The following is a 17,859-nucleotide window of genomic DNA, read 5'->3' as shown; positions in this document are numbered from 1 at the left end:
GAGAGATAGTATTTGAAAATATCACATTATTATATTATTTATATCATTTTCACAGTTAGGAGAGATTATGAATATTCAAGATTTAGATGAATTCTTACATATTGATACTTCAGGAGAAAAATGGCATTTAAAGCATCCTGGTGAGCTAAGTCCATTTTATGCTCACTTACCACTTCACAATTATCAAAATATGCAATGTTATTATTTTGATTTTGCCAATACTTTAAAAACGGATCAAATTGGTGTTGTTAAAGAATCACGATATACGACTATCCCACCTCATTATCATAAAGATATGGAATTAAACTATATATACGAAGGAACTTGTACTTTTATTATTAATGGGAAAGAAGTTACCATGAATCAAGGTGACTTATGCATTCTTGATACAAATGTTGTTCATAGTGCAACAAGTTATAAATCTGCTAATGATATTGTGATTAATATTGTTTTTAAAAAAGAGTTTTTTAATAGCGTTTTTTTAAGCCGTTTATCACAAAAAGGAATTATCACAACCTTTTTACTAAACGCAATATCTAAAAATCGTCATCATAATCAATATATTATTTTTAATACTCAAAACAATTTTAAGTTTCATACACTTATCCAATTTTTACTTTGTGAATATTTTGGTCCTAGTCGCTGTTTTAACGAATTAATGCAAACCTATGTTTCAGCTATATTCCTTGAATTAATTAATACTCTTTATGATGACCAAGACACGAACTATAATGACAAAGCCAGTCAAGATATCCTCATTCCTATTTTAAATTATATAGAAGAAAATTATACACATTGTAAATTAGAAGATGTTTCTAAAAGATTTGGTTATAATCCTAATTATCTTAGTAATCTTCTCAAGAAAAAAACAGGGATGTCTTTTATTGAAATAAAAACATCACAGCAATTAACTGAAGGAGCATTTCTACTTACAAACTCTCAACTGACTATTAATGAAATCATCTATAAAGTAGGTTGTAATAACATCAATTATTTTTATAAAAAGTTTCATACGATGTATGGTATGACACCAAAAGAATATAGAACAGTTGCTAATGAACTATCGCATACATTTTAACTAATAACATGACATTCAAAAACAAAAAAAGAACGTGGGGAGACGTTCTTTTTGATTATAGACGAATATATGTTTAGGGAGAGGGGTCGCCTATAGTTTGTATTATTTGTCTTTTCTTAAGACACTTATACTATAACCCAATCATATGAATTCTCTGTGAACAGATATTCATATTTTTAAATTTTTTCTAGCTGTCCTTGATGAATTTTTAATTGAATATCTAAGCAGGCTGCAAAATCTTTTGAATGTGTAACAACAATAACACATTTATTTTTTTGGTGAGCTAAATTCATAAATGTTTGTATAATGCCCCGTGATGTTTCCTCATCTAAATTCCCAGTTGGTTCATCACATAGAATCAAATCAACATCCTTAGCCATAGCACGTGCAATAGCAATTCTTTGTTGTTGCCCACCCGATAATTTACGAATATCACGTTGACTTTCATCTTCGCTCAAACCAAGTTCCTTCAAAATATTTAAAGCATATTCTTTTTTGTTAGGAACTATTATACCTGATATTTCCATAGCATTTATAACATTTTGAACTGCATTCATATAAGTAATCAAATTGTATGACTGAAAAACAATAGAAACATTATTTTTTCGATATTTTGTAAGTCCTATTTTTTCAATATCTATACCTTTATATAAGATATGACCAGCCTTAGGTCTATCTAAACCACCTGCTAAAACAAGTGAAGTTGTCTTCCCACTACCAGATGCCCCAACAATAGCGTATATCTTTCCTTTTTCAAATTGATATGAAGCATTTTTTAAAATGTTAACTTGGCTTGAGCCATCTTTATAGTGATAACAAACATTTTCAAATGATAATACTATTTCATTATCCATGTTATCCCTCCTTCTTCACTAATATTTCTCTTGGTGACATTCTTAGAATATAAATTGATGGTAAGACAACAGATATTAAACATATTAATCCTGTAATTTCAGCAAGTTGAATAACTGTTGATGCTGTTAATGAGACATCCAACTCAGTATTTGCTGATGATGTCATAGCAGTTCCAAAGAAATCCAGTTTACCTGAGTTCTTGTTATTATTTTCTCCTTGATCATCACCATTAGAATTATCACCTGGTATTTCCATAATCATATGATTATTTTCACTTTGACTAGATTCCAACATTGAACTCACCACATTAGAAACCATCTTTCCTGTTCCTAAAGACAATCCAAAAGCCACTGTTGCAATCATTAAGACCTCTAATAATTGTTGTAGCATAATTTTTATTTTAGATTGCCCTAATGACAGGAAGACTCCAAATTCATAAAAACGTCCTCGCATAGTTAATATTAAAATTAAACAGAGAATTGCACTTCCAGCACCTACAACAACCCACAGAAATATTGTAGCGAACTGTTCCATGTTTTCTAATGAAGATATACTTCTTTGATAAATTTGGTCATTAGCATCCAATGTATATGTTTCAAAATCTATATCTGATGATGTTTGAGCTAATTCTTTGAAGGCATCTATATGCTTAGGATCATCTAAATAATAAGTCGCACTGGTCATTTCTGTAGTACTATTATTTAATTTTTGAGCAGTCAATAAACCTGTGTAAATTTGATTGATAGGATTTTGACGATTACTCATCATTCCACCTAACTGACTTGTTGTCTTAATCTCATAAATACCTACAATAGTTAATTTAACATCAATATCTTCATTATCACTATTGGTTGCTGTCACTATAAATGAATCACCAACCTTTAGATCGTTATCTGTTGCAAGATTAGATTCAATAACACAGTTTGTTGTTGATGAATCATCCTCATTCAAAAGACGTCCACTTTTTAAAATATAATTTTGATCAACAAAATCAGACAAATTTATCATCGTTGTATTCCCTACAACAGTGAAATCATTTTCATCCATCATTCGAGGTTGACTCACTTGATTAGTTTGATTATTTCCACTAGGCCTCTGCTGATTGGTATTAGAAGATATCGATGTTTCTGTCTTCGTCATCTCAACTGGTTCGACATCCTCACTTGTCACGCCAACACTCACTGTATAATTATAACTCTTTACATACTGAAGTGATTTTAATTGGTCAGCCATGGCAATAGTAATACTACTTATTGCCTCATCCATAGCTGCACCTTTATCTCGATTCTTCATCATATTTTGCATATTATAAGAAAGAGTCACATCACTGCCTAAAGAAGTCCTCACTTGATCCATAGATTTAGATGTTGCACTTTTAATTGCTAATCCTGAAATAACAAGATTAGCAATTACACACATTAAAACAAATAATAATATTGTTTTGCCAATATTCTTTTTAATGCTTAACAATGCATTTTTTACCATTCCAATTCCTCCTTTATACATTTATAGTTTAAGAAGGTAATCTATGAAAATAATCAAGACATTGTGTGAAAAAGTAGGAATAATCTTTTATAGTTATGAAAAATCATATATAATATTTTTATTGAAGGAGGGTTTCAAATGATTAAACATATTGTTTGTTTTAAATTAAAGGATAACAGTTTAGAAAACTGTCAAAAAACATATGATATCTTAATGTCAATGAAAGGAAAAGTTGAGATGTTAAAGGATATCCAAGTTGGTATTGATTTCTTACATAGCGAAAGGTCCTACGATATTATATTAGAAACACTTTTAGCAGATGAAAACGCATTAGATGCATACCAAAATGATCCTTATCATTGTGATGTTGTCAAAAAACATATGCATGCTGTGAGAGAATCAAGCATAGCAATTGATTATTATATAGAAGAAAAGCAGAGTTAAATTAACTCTGCTTTACTGTTTCTATAAGTGGCAAAATATCACTTTCCTTAGCATAATTATGTGAATGTGCTATAGCCTCCATCATGCCTATCTCTTCTGCTGTTTTATCAGTTTTTTTCTTCAATGAATTATACATCATTTTTAACATCTTCTTTGAGAAAAATCCTAATTTATCATAGTCTAATCCAGCTTCAAAATAATAGAATGGGACATCTTTTCCAAATTGGGAAAGATTATCATTCTTTATTTTGTCAACAATCTCTGTTGCATCCTTTGAAATAGCTCCCGTTGCATAAATAATTGTTTTCTGACCTTGAATATATGGTTTAAAGTCTTTTAAACCATTCATTTTACCAGCCATTAGTCCTGCACCATAAATAACCAAATCATATCCTTCTAATGTTTTCAATTGATTTAAGGGAATAATATCACAGTTTAAAGCGGTTTGAATCCATTTGGCATATTGCTCAGAAAAACCAGTTTTACTCTTATAAACAACAATTATTTTCATTCTTTATTCTCCTTAATTTTTATCAAATTATTTTCCATCATTTTTATAACTTGTACTGTATCAGCAATTTGTTGTGGTGTTAATCCACTATATAAGTGCTTCATAAAAGCCATTTCCTGCTTTTCATATTTAACTTTCAAATCATTCATCTTATTGGTTTGTTTAATTCTCATTTTACGCTTATCTGTTTGATCACTTACAGTTATAAGAAACCCTTTTTCTTCCAGTTTGTTAATAATTTGTTTAACATTTTGATGTGAACTTCCCATCACTTCTGCTAATTGATTAACAGTAGGTTCTTCATCTTGGAAAAGACTTAAACAAATTAATAAGAAAAATTGTTTACACGTAATTTCATCATAAAAGGAATCACCTGCTGCTTGTAATCTGTTTCCAAACACAAAAAACAAACCAAACAAAATACGCTCATTATCCATCCCTTCTAATAATTGATTTCTATCCATTTTTATGCACTCCTTTTTGTAAAGCCTGACTTACAGCACTTTTAATAATTTCACTTGAATATGTTGCTCCACTTTTTACATCAACTTGATAGTTATTTTTCTGTATCATTGTTTTGACAATCTCTTCAGCAGGTTCTCCAAAACCATTATCATGCTGTAGGATCTCTATATTCTTCAGAGAATGATTTTCAACAGTTACATTCACTTTCACTTTGATTAACATTGTTTCAATATGACCTTCATATGTTCCCTCTACAACATCATTCATAACAATATTAGCATATTCCAAATTTTGCACATCTTCTGTCTGCTTTTGAAACATCCAAAAGATAATGCAACCCACAATAACGATAACTCCTAAGATAATTAATAATATTTTTTTCATGCTTCCTCCATATAGGTAACACATTACCTATATAAGTAATATATTACATATATTTAATTTTGTCAATAAAAAAGATAAACCTTTAAGTTTACCTTTATCTATATAATGTTTTTAGCAAAACTCTTGAATTCTCCTTTTTAGCCTCTTCTTCAAAATAACTAAAATAAGTTCCAGGAGTTATAATACCATTCATATTCACAATATCTATACCAGATTTCCCAATTATATGGTCCGCTAGTAAAACACAATTATTTGTCATTACAAAATAATATTTAAAACGCCCTTTTTTAAATTTATAAAATGAAGCTTGTGTTGCTTTATATAAACGACTGGCATAATCATCTACATCTTTATTCAATTGGCAAGGAGGATTCCACGATACTAAATTATCTTTGAATGTAGAAATTGTTTCTTCTATACGCTGTTTTTGAATTTCATCTAAATATAATGAATAGCCAAAAATATGGCTCGTTGAATCATCCTGACAACAAAATGTGATATAAGTTTCTTTCTCAACTGTAAAGAGAACACCATCACCAATAGCACCAAATAATTGAGTAGAAGCTTCATCATAAGCCCCATAAGCAATAACTTCACCTTGATAGCAGATATCAACATGACCAATTGCTCCAAAACCCTCTTTACTAACATGAATCAAAACCTCTAAATCAGATTTCCCTTTATATTGAATTGATTCATCTTTCACCTCTAATTGTTCATTAATATATTCAATAAATAACCTTGGTAACAAAGCAGCAATAAAGTTAGGCATAGATACTCTTATACGCCTCTTTAATGTATTCTTACGATCTTCTGATAAAAGTTCACGAATTGCCCTACCAATATACTTCATTCCTAAATAAATGGTATAGACTGCAAAAATATAAGTCATCTCAATGGCATGTATACCTGGTGATAAGATAAATGTTATACCTACCACTAAGAGTACCACTGATGCGATTAAAAAAACCAATCGACCATTTACCCTCTCTTTCCTATAATAACAATAAGTAATCAAATAAGAAAAGCCTGTCATACAAATATATAATGCAAATAATACAACAACTAGGGATAATGGTAACTGCGGAAACAAAAGAAAACCTAAACCAAATCCAATTCTCATAAACGTTTGTATAAGATCGTGTTTATTTCCCTGAAATAATCTCACTAAACAAAAGAGTGCATCCACAAGAATAAATAATCCTAAAAATACAACAATCATATACATAAAGTATGATGAAAAAGAAAAAGCAAGTATACCAATAAAAACAAATAGTAAACCTAATAAAAATATAAGAAAAAAATAGAATTTATTTTTCATTCAAATTGTTCTTCTGTTCCTGCCTGAATGACATAAATATCATTTGGTATACACACAATAGAACGTGAACTTCCTTCACTTACCCAACCAACCTTTTCACAATCATGATTCGGACACTCAACATTGACTGCATGATATTTCTTATCTTTGACTTCTAAAGAAAATTTTCCATAATCCCCATCAAATGTATAAGTTTTATCAATCGAAATATCAATTTTCTCTATAACTTCATTATGATAATAGATTTCAATAACATCTTTTTCTCCCTGCATCATTTCAAATATAAAATATCCAATTCCAATAACAACCAACAATCCTATAATCAATATAATATCTTTCTTTTTCATAAACTATTCCTTTCCAACTAAACAATATATATGAGAAAGTGGAAAACACTTTAATAAAAAATACATTAATGTTGCTCCAGCAACATTGAGTAAGAAATCATCAATATCTCCACTTCCAATTCTTAAATAAACTTGTAAAATCTCTACACTCAAAACCATCATAATAATAGTTAAGATAAACCATCTTATTTTCCTTAGTTTAGGAAATAAAACAGGTAAAAAATAAGCCATTGGCATAAAAACAAGCATATTTCCTAATAGGTTTCCTAACAATGCTTCTAAAGTTACAACACCTTTTTGATAACCTCTAATAAAGAGATGAATTGTCTCAAAAGGGTCTAAATTTACATTATATTGAAAATAATCTTCAAAACTTAATGTTGCTTTCATAACTTTTCTTCCAAAGTCTGGATCTAGAAACAAAATATAAAACAAATTGAGACAATAAAGAATAAATAAAACCCAATGCATCTGTAAAAAACTTTTTTTCCTCTTTTCTTGATTTTGATAATTTGAATCAAAATAAACATATCCAACAATAGATGTTGTTTGAATCATAATTAATATTACTTTTTGCATTAATGTCAATTTTAATTCAATTGATAATATATACATAAACTGCATGCCAAAACTAATGACAATACATAACAAAAAAACATATTTTAATCGCTTAAGTATCTTTTCCATAAACATATGTTAAGGGAGACAGGAAAATAAGTCAATAAATTTATAAATGTTTATTCATTATTCTTTCATTCTATTTTTATGCGGTGTATAATATATATAGATATAGAATATGATTGACAAGGAGGAAACAACAAAATGTTAAAAATCATGTTAGCATGTAGTGCAGGTATGTCAACTAGTTTACTTGTAACTCGTATGCAAAAATCTGCTGATGAAAGAGGTATTGAATGTAAAATTTGGGCTGTTAGTGAAACAGCACTAACAACTGAATATGGAAATGAACCATGTGATGTTTTATTAATTGGTCCTCAAGTTAGATTCCGTTTGAATGCTATTAAAGAACAAACAAAAGGTGAAGTTCCTGTTGAAGTTATTGATATGCGTACTTATGGTATGATGGACGGTGCTAAAGTTTTAGACCAAGCTTTAAAAATGTATGAAGATTGGAAAAATAAATAACCCCTAGTCATTATAAAAAGAGAAGTGAGAAATCACTTCCCTTTTTATTTACATTAAAAATAACAAGCAGCTGAGCCATGGTATTTTGAATTTCCAAAAGCAAGAATAAGTATAAAAATAGGATAAAAAAATATCAACCCTAATGTAAATAATAATCCATGTTGAAAAACAACTGATAGTCTAAAAAGAATATAAATCAAAATAAAGATATTAAATATCGGAATAAGCATTGTCAAAACTAGCCAGCCACTTCCCAGTGTTAATTTGCAAAAGATATAAACATTGAAGAGTGGAATAATTGCATACCAACCTTTATATCCTGCTTTTTTAAAAATAGACCACCATGCAATCAAAGATACAATTGAAATTAATAAACCACCTGTCATCATGATTTGATAAACATCTTGCATAAGAAACCTCTCCTTTTTTCCATTATATAACAAGAGCAGAGAAAGTATATAAAAGAAAATTTTTATTTTATACTGGTTATCCCTTATTTTACCCAATACGTATATACTTACGAACATGTAACTGTATTTTCATTAAAACACATTAAGGACATACGGAAAAAGAATAATCAAAATAAATCAATGCTTTTAACACTTTAAAATCTTATATATTATGAAATGAGTACATGTACACGTATCATTTTATGTTTCAAAATTGACAAGAAAAAAGTACTACAAATCAATGTAGTACTTTAAATCTTTTATTATTTCTTTGGAGTTTCAGTAGCAAACTTAGATTCATAATCATAGATCATTCTTAAGATGGCTTCCATATCATGTACCATTGGCATTCTTGGATTTGCTGGAGTACATTGATCTTCATAAGCATTCATAGCCATTCTATGAACTGATTCTTCCCAAGCAGCTTTATCGATACCTTGAGATTTAATGTTGCAAGCAACACCAACTTTTGCACATAATTCTTCACATGCATCAGCAAACATAGCAACACCTTCAGCAGGAGTTTTTGGTTTTAATCCAATTAATTGTGCTAATTCCATGTATTTTATATCTGCTTTATAGTTTTCAATCTTTGGCCAGATATTTAATTTTGTTGGGATAGTTCCATTATATCTAATCACATGTGGTAATAAGATACCATTAGTACGACCATGAGGAACATGCCATTCTCCACCAATCTTATGAGCTAATGAGTGGTTCATACCTAAGAATGCATTAGCGAATGCCATACCAGCGATTGTTGCTGCATTATGCATTTTTTCTCTTGCTTCTGGATGATTATTTCCTTCTTTTACTGATAATTCTAAGTAATCAAATACTAATTTAACAGCTTGTTTTGCCCATCCATCAGTGAAATCAGATGCTAAGATAGAAACATAAGCTTCTACTGCATGAGTTAATACGTCAATTCCAGTATCAGCAGCAATTGATGCAGGTAAACTCATTACGAATTCTGGATCAATAATTGCAACTGTTGGAGTTAATGAATAGTCAGTTAATGGATATTTTTTATTTGCTTGTTTATCAGTGATAACTGCAAATGGAGTCACTTCAGATCCAGTTCCTGATGTTGTTGGAATACAAATCAATCTTGCTTTCTTACCTAATTCAGGGAATTTAAATGCACGTTTTCTTATATCCATGAATTTTTGTTTGATATCATCAAAGTTCACTTCTGGATGTTCATACATTAACCACATAACCTTTGCAGCATCCATTGAAGATCCTCCACCTAATGCAATAATAACATCTGGTTGGAATTTTCTCATGATTTCAACACCTTCATTAACTGTATCAATACTTGGATCTGGTTCTACATCAAAGTATAATTCCATATCAACTTTGTTACGTCTTCTTTTAATAACATCTTCAATCTTATCTACATAACCAAGATTGTACATACCTCTATCTGTTACAATCATAGCTTTTTCCATGACTTTCATGTCTCTTAAATATCTAATTGAATTTCTTTCAAAATAGATTTTTGGAGGAAGTTTAACCCATTGCATATTGTTGTTACGTCTCCCTATTCTCTTAATATTTAATAAGTTTACAGCACTTACGTTATTAGAAACTGAGTTGTGTCCATAAGAACCACATCCTAAAGTTAATGATGGAATAAATGCATTATAAACAGACCCAATACCACCAAATGTAGATGGTGCATTTTCAATAACACGAATTGCTTTACATTTTAAACCAAATTCAACTGAAATATCATGATTTTGAGTATGAATTGCAGCTGAGTGCCCTAAACCATTGAATTCAACCATTGCTGCTGATTTTGCAATACCATCTTCAGTAGAAGTTGCTTTTAAAACTGCTAATACTGGAGATAATTTTTCTCTTGTTAATGGTTCATTAGGACCAACTTCTTTACATTCAGCACAGATGATTTGAGTATCTTCTGGTACTTTGAATCCAGCTTGTTCAGCAATCCAAGTTGCATCTTTACCTACAACGTTAGGATTTAATTTTGCTTCATTCACTTTATCAGTGTAAGAAGTACATCCAAACATAAAGGCTTCAAGTTTTGCTTTTTCATCAGCGTTTACAAAGTGAACTTTGAAACGTGTAATTTCTTCTTTAAATTCCTTGTAAATTTCTTGGTCAACGATTGCAGCTTGTTCAGAAGCACAGATCATACCATTATCAAATGATTTTGATAAGACAATATCGTTAACAGCTCTTTTTAATACACAAGATTTTTCAACATATGCAGGAACGTTACCAGCACCTACACCTAAAGCAGGTTTACCACAAGAGTAAGCAGCTTTTACCATTGCATTACCACCAGTAGCTAAGATAGTTGCTACTCCAGGATGATTCATCAATGCAGTTGTTGCGTACATAGAACGTAATCCTAACCATTGAATACAGTCTTCAGGAGCACCTGCAGCAATTGCAGCATCTCTTACAACTTTTGCAGCTTGAACTGAACATTCATATGCTGATGGATGGAATGAGAAGATAATTGGATTTCTTGTTTTTAAAGAAATTAATGATTTGAAGATAACTGTAGAAGTTGGGTTTGTTGTTGGTACAATACCACAGATAACACCAACTGGTTCAGCGATTTCTGTTACACCAGTTAAAGGATCTTCATTGATAATTCCTACAGTTTTTAAATGACGAAGATTACTTGTTACATATTCGCAAGCGAATAAATTTTTTACAGCTTTGTCTTCAAAAACACCTCTACCTGTTTCTTTGACTGCAGCTTCTGCTAATACACCATGTTGGTCTAACCCAGCAACAGAACATTTTGCAACGATGTAGTCAACAGCATCTTGATCAAAAGATTCAAACTTATCAAGAGCCACTAATGCTTTTTGAACTAACTCATCAACATGTTGATCAATTTGTTCATTAGTTGGTTCTTCAACTTTTTTTACAGCTTTTTTTTCTGCCATTTTTTTTCCTCCAAAAAATTTTATTTTATTTTACATCGTTAATATACTATATTCCTTGTGAAAAAACAAGCAAGAGAATATAAAAAATAAAAGGAAAAGGCTTACATATGTAATGTAAACCCTTTCCCTCGTGAATTTTTTTACAAAATATATACCAAATAACAGACATATGATATTAACATTATAAAAGCACCATACTTTTTCAATTTCATATCTTTGCCAATAAAGATCATAAACATAACAATTGCTACAATGGCAATCAAGCCATCTAATAAGAAATTCGATGCAAATGGAATACCATGAGGAGCAACTAGAGATGCTGTCCCTAATACAAATAAAATATTAAAAATATTACTTCCAATAATATTTCCTATTGCAATATCATTTTTTCCTTTCAAAGAAGCACTTACAGATGTTACTAATTCTGGTAAAGAAGTTCCAATAGAGACAATTGTTAATCCAATAATGCGATCACTGACACCAAATGATTGGGCTATTGAACTCGCTGCATCAACTGTAACCTGACTCCCGATGACAACACAAATAATACCTAATACAATCAAAACAATCAGTTTCCACATACGATCATTATCATCTAATTCTGGCACATCATCTATAGCACTATCATCACCACGTTTTGTGAGGCGATATAAATAAAATAAGAACAATAGGAAGAACATCCATAGGATACCTCCATCCACCTTTGTAATACTACCATCCGGATATCCTAAGAACAATAGAGCAATTGTAATAACAATGACAAATGGTGTTTCAATAAAGAATGTTGATTTTTTGACTGCCAAGACACCAATCATGCCAGAAATACCAAGGATTAATAAAACATTTGCAATGTTACTTCCAATAATATTTCCAATCGCAATACCAGCTGTGCCTTTATAAGCCGATGCTATACTGACTGCTGCCTCTGGAGCACTTGTCCCAAAAGCCACAATTGTTAGCCCAATAACTATTTGAGGAATATGTAACATAGCAGCAACCTTGGATGCCCCTTCCACAAAAACATCAGCACCTTTAATCAATAATATAAATCCAACCACCAATAAAATAATATTTAATAACATCGTTTCCTCCCTTCAAAAGAAAAAGACACATTTATCTCATTTTATGAAACAAAGGTCTTGTTTATCACTCTTATCAATGACTTATCATCATAACCAAAGCATAAGTGTTTACATATAAATAGTATATCATAAATATAGAGTATTTTAAAGAATATAAGAGAATCATGAAAAGATTCCTTATTCTTTTTGAGTATTCACACAGATACTTAAACATAAACCAACAGCAGAAAAAATAATCCATCCTAATGATTGATTATACAATGGTATAGAATGCAACCATTGATAATTCAATCCCAAACTAGGTAATAAGCCAAGAATACTTCCAATACCAGTCAATAACATAGTGATTTGATAAACATATGTATATTTATGAATCCAAGGGTGTAAAAAAGCTAAAACGATTAAAACAATTGATAATGGATAAAGAAAATTTAATACAGGAACAGAAACTTGAAGAATCATATCTAACCCAATATTTGAAATGATCATACTCAAGCCAGCAAAGAGAAATGCCCATTTCTTATAACTAATTTGAGGAATAATTTCATAAAAATATTCACTACAACAACAAATCAAACCAATGCAAGTATTTAAACAAGCAATAAAGAAGGTTGCACCTAAGATAATAACTCCTGTATTCTTAAACAAATATTCAACAAACTGCATCAATGTTTGTGCACCATTTGAATGGTAACCATTGATATTACCAGCCAATCCCCCAATATGCAACAAAGCACAATAAACCAATGTCAAACAAAACCCAGCAATCAAGCCAGCTTTCATTGTTGAAGAAACAATCGTTTTTGAATCATGAATCCCTTTACTTTGAATATTTAAGGCTATAATAATCCCAAAATTCAATGCAGCAATGGTGTCCATTGTTTGATAACCATCTAAAAAACCTTGTATCAAAGAATGACTTGTATAAGGTTCAATGCTTGTTCCATATTGGAAAGTTCCTGCAAAAAAACTCCCAATAAATATAATACTAATTAAACATAAGAGAATTGGACATAAAACCTTACCTAAACGATCTGATAACTTTTCTGGGTTTAAAGCCATATACAACGCTATACCAAAAAATACAAATGAATAAATAAATTGAGCAATTTTTCCATAATTTCCAATAAAAGGAACAATTGTCATCTCAAATGATGTACTAGCAGTTCTAGGAATAGCTAAACAGGGCCCAATTGATAAATAAATAAGCAAAGTAAAGACAAATGCAAACTTTGGATGTACACGTCCAGCTAATGGCTTTAGCCCACCAGCCTTAGCTACAGCAATGACACCCAATACTGGTAAGCCAACTGCACTGATTATAAATCCGATCATCGCAAACCAAGCGAGTCCTCCTGCCTGCTCCCCTAAAAATGGTGGAAAGATTAAATTTCCTGCCCCAAAAAACATCGAAAATAATGTTAACCCTATAAACAAGAGTTCTTTTCTCTTTAATGTCTTCATAATTACACCTCAGTGTTTATTATTGTAACAAAATAAGAAAAGAATACAACTAAAATAATTGATAAATCATCACCATCAAAGGCATACTCACAATACTAAAAATAACACTCATAACATTCATAATACTGGCATATCCAGGATGTTTATTATAAAGTTGTGCAAATTGCGTTATTGTTGCAGCAGCAGGTGCACTTGCTGCTAAAATTGTAATCAAGAAAATTTGATTTGCATCAGATGAAATTGTTGATAATCCTGTGAACTGAAAGACCAATACAATGATAAATGGATAAACAATCAATCGCATAAAACAAATAAGATATGTTCTCTTTTCACTAAAGATATCTTTAAAATTCATTTCACCAATTAACATCCCAATAACAATCATTGCAAGTGGTCCAATCATGCTTCCTACTTTATCAAAAGTTGTCACAACCAATCCAGGTAATTGAAACTGAGATAAAAATAAAATAATTCCAATCATAATAGCAATCACATTGACATTTAAAAAAATCTTTTTTATATCATACTGCCTCTCATTACATACTAGACTTTTTGCATGTGTCCATAATAATATTGTTTGAACAATCATATATCCACTTGTATACAAGACCCATTCTTTCCCTAAAATAGCACCCACCAAAGGAATAATTAAATTACCAGAATTCGAATAAATAACAGTCGCTTTTTCAATAGGAACAAACCCAAATATTTTACTCAATAACTCTGTTAAAGGAATATAAATAACATGGACAATAAAAGCTCCTAATAAAGCCAGTCCTAAACCAAATAATTTATCTGGTGTAAATTCAATCATAAAAGATGTGAGGATAGCACAAGGTGAAACAACAAACAAAATAACTTTTGAAATAACTTTACTATCCTGTGTACTTAATGTTTTTGTTTTGACTAACATAAAACCTAAAAAAATCATAATAAATAACTGACAAATTTGTTGCATTAATAAAAAACTTAGTTCCATAATTAACCTCCAACCCAATCAGTATAAATTTATTTCAGGGTATATTCAACTGATTCAATAATAGAATTCACCTAATTTGAAAAAGTAATAACATTGTTATTACTTTTCAAATAAACAAGCACCATTTGTTTCAATGACTTTCTTATACCAATAAAATGATTTCTTAGGATAGCGTTTATATGTTCCATTTCCTAAATCATCACAATCTACATAAATGAAACCGTATCTCTTACTCATTTGTTTTGTTGATTCACTGACTATATCTATACATCCCCATGACGTGTATCCCAAACATTCTACACCATCAATTTCAATAGCATTGAGCATTTCTTTAAAATGCACATCAAAATAATTAATACGATATTGATCGTCAACAGTTCCATCAATTAGTTCATCTTTAGCTCCTAATCCATTTTCAACAATAAACAATGGTTTTCTATATCTGTCATATAAATCTACCATTGATATTCTCAGTCCGATTGGATCAATTTGCCAACCCCAATCACTCGCTGGTAAATATGGATTCTTAACTGCAGTTATTGTATTACCGACTGCTGTATCTAAACCTTCTACACTTTTTGCTGAACAAGATGACATATAATAACTAAAAGACACAAAGTCTACTGGATATTTCTTCATAATATTAAGATCATCTTTTTCCATCTGAATATTTAAGCCTTCATTTCTAAACTTTGCCAACAAATATGCTGGATATTCTCCAAACACTTGTGTATCACTATAACAATATGTGCTACGCATATCCTGTTGTGCTTGCAAGACATCTTCTGGTTTACATGTATATGGATAATATGTGAGTTTTGTTAACATACATCCCACCATTGATCCTGGTATTTTCTCATGACAGATCTTGGTTGCAAGAGCACTTGCTACAAATTGATGATGCATTGCTTGAAAAATAACTTCTGTAAAGTTTCTATCTGGGAATCTATCTTCTATAAGCCCTCCAGTTGTATATGGGTGTCTAATCATAGAGTCGACTTCATTAAATGTCAACCAGTATTTGACCTTGTTTTTATATCTTTCACAGATGACCTCTACATATCTGACAAACATATCAATCACTTCTCTTGATGCCCATCCATCATAATTGAGCGTGAGATGAATTGGCGGTTCATAATGAGACATTGTTACTAATGGCTCAATACCATATTTGATACATTCATCAAAAACATCATCATAGAATTTTAAACCTTCTTCATTAGGTTCAGTATCATCACCATGAGGAAAGATTCTAGACCAGGCAATTGACATACGATAAACCTTAAATCCCATTTCAGCAAACATTTTGATATCTTCTTTATAATGGTGATAACCATCAGATGCATGTCTTTTTGGATACAATGAATCATCAGTTGATTTTAAAGCATCTTCAATATCTTTTGAAGTTACTGCATTCTGTGCTTTATAATCCTGTACATCTACATCTAAGTGATGTCTTGCACAATCAGAGACACTCATCCCTTTTCCTCCTTCATTCCATCCACCTTCATATTGATTAGCAGCAGTAGCACCACCCCATAAAAATCCTTTTGGAAATTGTCTTGTCATAACATGACCTCCTTTATTTATCACTATTATACTTTATTTTTTATTATTTACTTGTCTTTGTCTTCATTTTGGAACAACTCTCCAAAATTAGAAACACATTGTATATAATTTTGGTATTCTCATTTCATTTTTTCATTTTGCCATTCAGCTCTTGCATTCATTAATTTTGAATAGACTTCTTCAATTGTATCCATATGATGTAACATTAACGAAGATATACAAATATCTAATACATATTGAACTGCTACTGTATATGTTGTGGTTTGTAATTCTAGCTGATTTCTACCATCCATGATTTGAATATTCTCATCTGTAATATTCGCTAATCTCATATCACTATTACAGGAAATAGAAAGGGTTTTAATACCGCTTTCTTTTAATCTTTTAGCTGCGTCTATGACCATAGGATTTTTACCTGTATGAGATAAGAGTATTCCTAAAGTAGGAATCTTTTGATATTCTAAATATTTAATATGTTCCCAATGTGAAGCATTATAAACAAAGCAGTCCTTATGTACGTTTTCAAATCGAAAAGCCATCATTTTTGCCAAATCATAATTAACACCATCTCCATATATTTCTATTCTTTTGGCTTGTTTCATTAAGTTTGTAATTCTGATAATCGTATTTCTTGATAACATACTTTTTGTATAATCCATAGTTTTTAAATAAACAAAAGGTAAAGTATTAATAATATCGTCTATGGATGATGATTCATCAAATGGCTTAGTTTTAACCATCTCTCTTTGTTTCATCATTTCTGGAAATTCTGAAGCATAGATAAATTTAAGATCAGCAAAACCTTTGACTTCTAGCTTTTTACATAATCGGATGACTGTAGATGATGAAGTATAACTGGCTTTAGCGAGTTCACTAACATTCATATCTAATAAATCTTTCGGATTGTCAAGAATATACTCAACGACTGCCTTTTCTTGAGATGTTAAATTCTTTAGTGCACACATTTTATCTATAATCATAACTCTCTTCTCCTTTGTTACAAGTATATCAAGTTTTTGTAATGATGTTTAAAATTTTAAGAAAATGAAAAAAGAAGCTGAGTAAAATCAGCCTCCTAATATTATCACATTAGCTCCACTAACTATGAAATCATTCTCTGTATGTATACTGGTTGTTCCTCCTCTGGTATATCAAATAAATCGAATGCTTCTTCTAGTGTATACCCTTTTTCAATGATCTTTTGTATCATCTCACTCTTCTCTTCTCTCCTCCCTCTGGCCTCGCCTTCAATAATACCCTCTTGAATACCCTCTTGCTTACCCTTTCTTTTAATCTCTTCCCAGATTTCACACATCTCTTTTCTCCCTCCTTCTGTCTCTTTAAAAT

The 17,859-nt window shown here is 30.6% G+C and carries 18 protein-coding genes and 1 pseudogene; 3 read left to right on the top strand and 16 right to left on the bottom strand.

The genetic code is table 11. From position 1 onward, the window contains the following. Positions 1–67: 67 nt before the first annotated feature. The gene (locus AC5M21_RS04410) at positions 68–1,078 is read left to right on the top strand and encodes an AraC family transcriptional regulator (RefSeq protein ID WP_008790042.1); all 1,011 of its coding nucleotides are present in this window, start codon (positions 68–70) and stop codon (positions 1,076–1,078) included. Between the two features lie 176 nt (positions 1,079–1,254). Here AC5M21_RS04410 and AC5M21_RS04405 read toward each other — a convergent pair whose 3' ends face one another. After that, complete coding sequence (locus tag AC5M21_RS04405) at positions 1,255–1,932, bottom strand: ABC transporter ATP-binding protein (RefSeq protein ID WP_054325543.1); 678 nt, start codon at positions 1,930–1,932, stop codon at positions 1,255–1,257. 1 nt (position 1,933) lies between these two features. Beyond that, the gene (locus tag AC5M21_RS04400; protein ID WP_117598888.1) at positions 1,934–3,418 is read right to left on the bottom strand and encodes an ABC transporter permease; all 1,485 of its coding nucleotides are present in this window, start codon (positions 3,416–3,418) and stop codon (positions 1,934–1,936) included. Positions 3,419–3,556: 138 nt separating this feature from the next. Between AC5M21_RS04400 and AC5M21_RS04395 the strand changes: the two genes are divergently transcribed. Continuing rightward, positions 3,557–3,862: a Dabb family protein gene (locus AC5M21_RS04395; protein ID WP_008790045.1), complete on the top strand. Its 306-nt coding sequence runs from the start codon at positions 3,557–3,559 to the stop codon at positions 3,860–3,862. Between the two features lies 1 nt (position 3,863). Here the strand turns inward: AC5M21_RS04395 and AC5M21_RS04390 are convergent, their stop codons facing one another. The 6 genes from AC5M21_RS04390 to AC5M21_RS04365 form a co-directional block, all read right to left on the bottom strand. Beyond that, positions 3,864–4,373 (bottom strand): flavodoxin domain-containing protein, encoded by a 510-nt coding sequence (locus AC5M21_RS04390; RefSeq protein ID WP_008790046.1) that lies wholly within the window; start codon positions 4,371–4,373, stop codon positions 3,864–3,866. Beyond that, positions 4,370–4,837 (bottom strand): MarR family winged helix-turn-helix transcriptional regulator, encoded by a 468-nt coding sequence (locus tag AC5M21_RS04385; RefSeq protein ID WP_008790047.1) that lies wholly within the window; start codon positions 4,835–4,837, stop codon positions 4,370–4,372. The genes AC5M21_RS04390 and AC5M21_RS04385 overlap by 4 nt, the downstream gene beginning before the upstream one ends. Next, entirely contained in the window at positions 4,830–5,222 is a 393-nt protein-coding gene (locus AC5M21_RS04380; protein WP_008790048.1) for an FMN-binding protein, read from the bottom strand. The genes AC5M21_RS04385 and AC5M21_RS04380 overlap by 8 nt, the downstream gene beginning before the upstream one ends. Positions 5,223–5,316: 94 nt before the next feature. Beyond that, positions 5,317–6,543: an HdeD family acid-resistance protein gene (locus AC5M21_RS04375; RefSeq protein WP_008790049.1), complete on the bottom strand. Its 1,227-nt coding sequence runs from the start codon at positions 6,541–6,543 to the stop codon at positions 5,317–5,319. Beyond that, the gene (locus tag AC5M21_RS04370; protein WP_008790050.1) at positions 6,540–6,890 is read right to left on the bottom strand and encodes a NusG domain II-containing protein; all 351 of its coding nucleotides are present in this window, start codon (positions 6,888–6,890) and stop codon (positions 6,540–6,542) included. Before AC5M21_RS04370 ends, AC5M21_RS04375 begins: the two co-directional genes overlap by 4 nt. 3 nt (positions 6,891–6,893) lie before the next feature. Continuing rightward, positions 6,894–7,505 (bottom strand): VanZ family protein, encoded by a 612-nt coding sequence (locus AC5M21_RS04365; protein WP_017144095.1) that lies wholly within the window; start codon positions 7,503–7,505, stop codon positions 6,894–6,896. Between the two features lie 207 nt (positions 7,506–7,712). Between AC5M21_RS04365 and AC5M21_RS04360 the strand changes: the two genes are divergently transcribed. Further along, on the top strand, positions 7,713–8,036 hold the full coding sequence (locus tag AC5M21_RS04360; RefSeq protein WP_008790052.1) for a PTS sugar transporter subunit IIB: 324 nt from the start codon (positions 7,713–7,715) through the stop codon (positions 8,034–8,036). A gap of 53 nt (positions 8,037–8,089) precedes the next feature. Here AC5M21_RS04360 and AC5M21_RS04355 read toward each other — a convergent pair whose 3' ends face one another. The 8 genes and pseudogenes from AC5M21_RS04355 to AC5M21_RS04320 form a co-directional block, all read right to left on the bottom strand. Next, positions 8,090–8,446, bottom strand: coding sequence for a DUF5684 domain-containing protein (locus AC5M21_RS04355; RefSeq protein WP_008790053.1), 357 nt, complete (start codon positions 8,444–8,446; stop codon positions 8,090–8,092). A 302-nt stretch (positions 8,447–8,748) separates the two neighbouring features. Beyond that, complete coding sequence (gene adhE, locus AC5M21_RS04350; protein ID WP_008790054.1) at positions 8,749–11,418, bottom strand: bifunctional acetaldehyde-CoA/alcohol dehydrogenase; 2,670 nt, start codon at positions 11,416–11,418, stop codon at positions 8,749–8,751. Between the two features lie 140 nt (positions 11,419–11,558). Next, positions 11,559–12,500 (bottom strand): calcium/sodium antiporter, encoded by a 942-nt coding sequence (locus tag AC5M21_RS04345; RefSeq protein WP_008790055.1) that lies wholly within the window; start codon positions 12,498–12,500, stop codon positions 11,559–11,561. A gap of 177 nt (positions 12,501–12,677) precedes the next feature. After that, positions 12,678–13,964 carry a branched-chain amino acid transport system II carrier protein gene (brnQ, locus tag AC5M21_RS04340; protein ID WP_008790056.1) on the bottom strand — a complete coding sequence of 429 codons (1,287 nt, stop codon included), beginning with the start codon at positions 13,962–13,964 and terminating at the stop codon, positions 12,678–12,680. A gap of 49 nt (positions 13,965–14,013) precedes the next feature. Then, positions 14,014–14,943, bottom strand: a complete 930-nt coding sequence (locus AC5M21_RS04335; RefSeq protein ID WP_008790057.1) for an AEC family transporter — start codon at positions 14,941–14,943, stop codon at positions 14,014–14,016. Positions 14,944–15,042: 99 nt separating this feature from the next. Further along, the gene (locus tag AC5M21_RS04330; protein WP_008790058.1) at positions 15,043–16,512 is read right to left on the bottom strand and encodes a glycoside hydrolase family 1 protein; all 1,470 of its coding nucleotides are present in this window, start codon (positions 16,510–16,512) and stop codon (positions 15,043–15,045) included. A 119-nt stretch (positions 16,513–16,631) separates the two neighbouring features. Then, on the bottom strand, positions 16,632–17,492 hold the full coding sequence (locus tag AC5M21_RS04325; RefSeq protein WP_008790059.1) for a MurR/RpiR family transcriptional regulator: 861 nt from the start codon (positions 17,490–17,492) through the stop codon (positions 16,632–16,634). A gap of 122 nt (positions 17,493–17,614) precedes the next feature. Beyond that, positions 17,615–17,859 (bottom strand): annotated as a pseudogene (locus AC5M21_RS04320) (PD-(D/E)XK nuclease family transposase); the annotation flags it as partial.

Source organism: Coprobacillus sp. (assembly GCF_984815275.1).
This window is presented reverse-complemented; position numbering and strand designations above follow the sequence as displayed.

Excerpts from the sequence above, each read along its gene's own strand:
- AC5M21_RS04385 (WP_008790047.1), bottom strand. The coding sequence starts at position 4,837 with ATGGATAGAAATCAATTATTAGAAGGGATGGATAATGAGCGTATTTTG.
- AC5M21_RS04410 (WP_008790042.1), top strand. The coding sequence starts at position 68 with ATGAATATTCAAGATTTAGATGAATTCTTACATATTGATACTTCAGGA.
- AC5M21_RS04365 (WP_017144095.1), bottom strand. The coding sequence starts at position 7,505 with ATGTATATATTATCAATTGAATTAAAATTGACATTAATGCAAAAAGTA.
- AC5M21_RS04380 (WP_008790048.1), bottom strand. The coding sequence starts at position 5,222 with ATGAAAAAAATATTATTAATTATCTTAGGAGTTATCGTTATTGTGGGT.
- AC5M21_RS04335 (WP_008790057.1), bottom strand. The coding sequence starts at position 14,943 with ATGGAACTAAGTTTTTTATTAATGCAACAAATTTGTCAGTTATTTATT.
- AC5M21_RS04325 (WP_008790059.1), bottom strand. The coding sequence starts at position 17,492 with ATGATTATAGATAAAATGTGTGCACTAAAGAATTTAACATCTCAAGAA.
- AC5M21_RS04390 (WP_008790046.1), bottom strand. The coding sequence starts at position 4,373 with ATGAAAATAATTGTTGTTTATAAGAGTAAAACTGGTTTTTCTGAGCAA.
- AC5M21_RS04405 (WP_054325543.1), bottom strand. The coding sequence starts at position 1,932 with ATGGATAATGAAATAGTATTATCATTTGAAAATGTTTGTTATCACTAT.
- AC5M21_RS04375 (WP_008790049.1), bottom strand. The coding sequence starts at position 6,543 with ATGAAAAATAAATTCTATTTTTTTCTTATATTTTTATTAGGTTTACTA.
- AC5M21_RS04345 (WP_008790055.1), bottom strand. The coding sequence starts at position 12,500 with ATGTTATTAAATATTATTTTATTGGTGGTTGGATTTATATTATTGATT.
- adhE (WP_008790054.1), bottom strand. The coding sequence starts at position 11,418 with ATGGCAGAAAAAAAAGCTGTAAAAAAAGTTGAAGAACCAACTAATGAA.
- AC5M21_RS04400 (WP_117598888.1), bottom strand. The coding sequence starts at position 3,418 with ATGGTAAAAAATGCATTGTTAAGCATTAAAAAGAATATTGGCAAAACA.
- AC5M21_RS04395 (WP_008790045.1), top strand. The coding sequence starts at position 3,557 with ATGATTAAACATATTGTTTGTTTTAAATTAAAGGATAACAGTTTAGAA.
- AC5M21_RS04330 (WP_008790058.1), bottom strand. The coding sequence starts at position 16,512 with ATGACAAGACAATTTCCAAAAGGATTTTTATGGGGTGGTGCTACTGCT.
- brnQ (WP_008790056.1), bottom strand. The coding sequence starts at position 13,964 with ATGAAGACATTAAAGAGAAAAGAACTCTTGTTTATAGGGTTAACATTA.
- AC5M21_RS04355 (WP_008790053.1), bottom strand. The coding sequence starts at position 8,446 with ATGCAAGATGTTTATCAAATCATGATGACAGGTGGTTTATTAATTTCA.
- AC5M21_RS04360 (WP_008790052.1), top strand. The coding sequence starts at position 7,713 with ATGTTAAAAATCATGTTAGCATGTAGTGCAGGTATGTCAACTAGTTTA.
- AC5M21_RS04370 (WP_008790050.1), bottom strand. The coding sequence starts at position 6,890 with ATGAAAAAGAAAGATATTATATTGATTATAGGATTGTTGGTTGTTATT.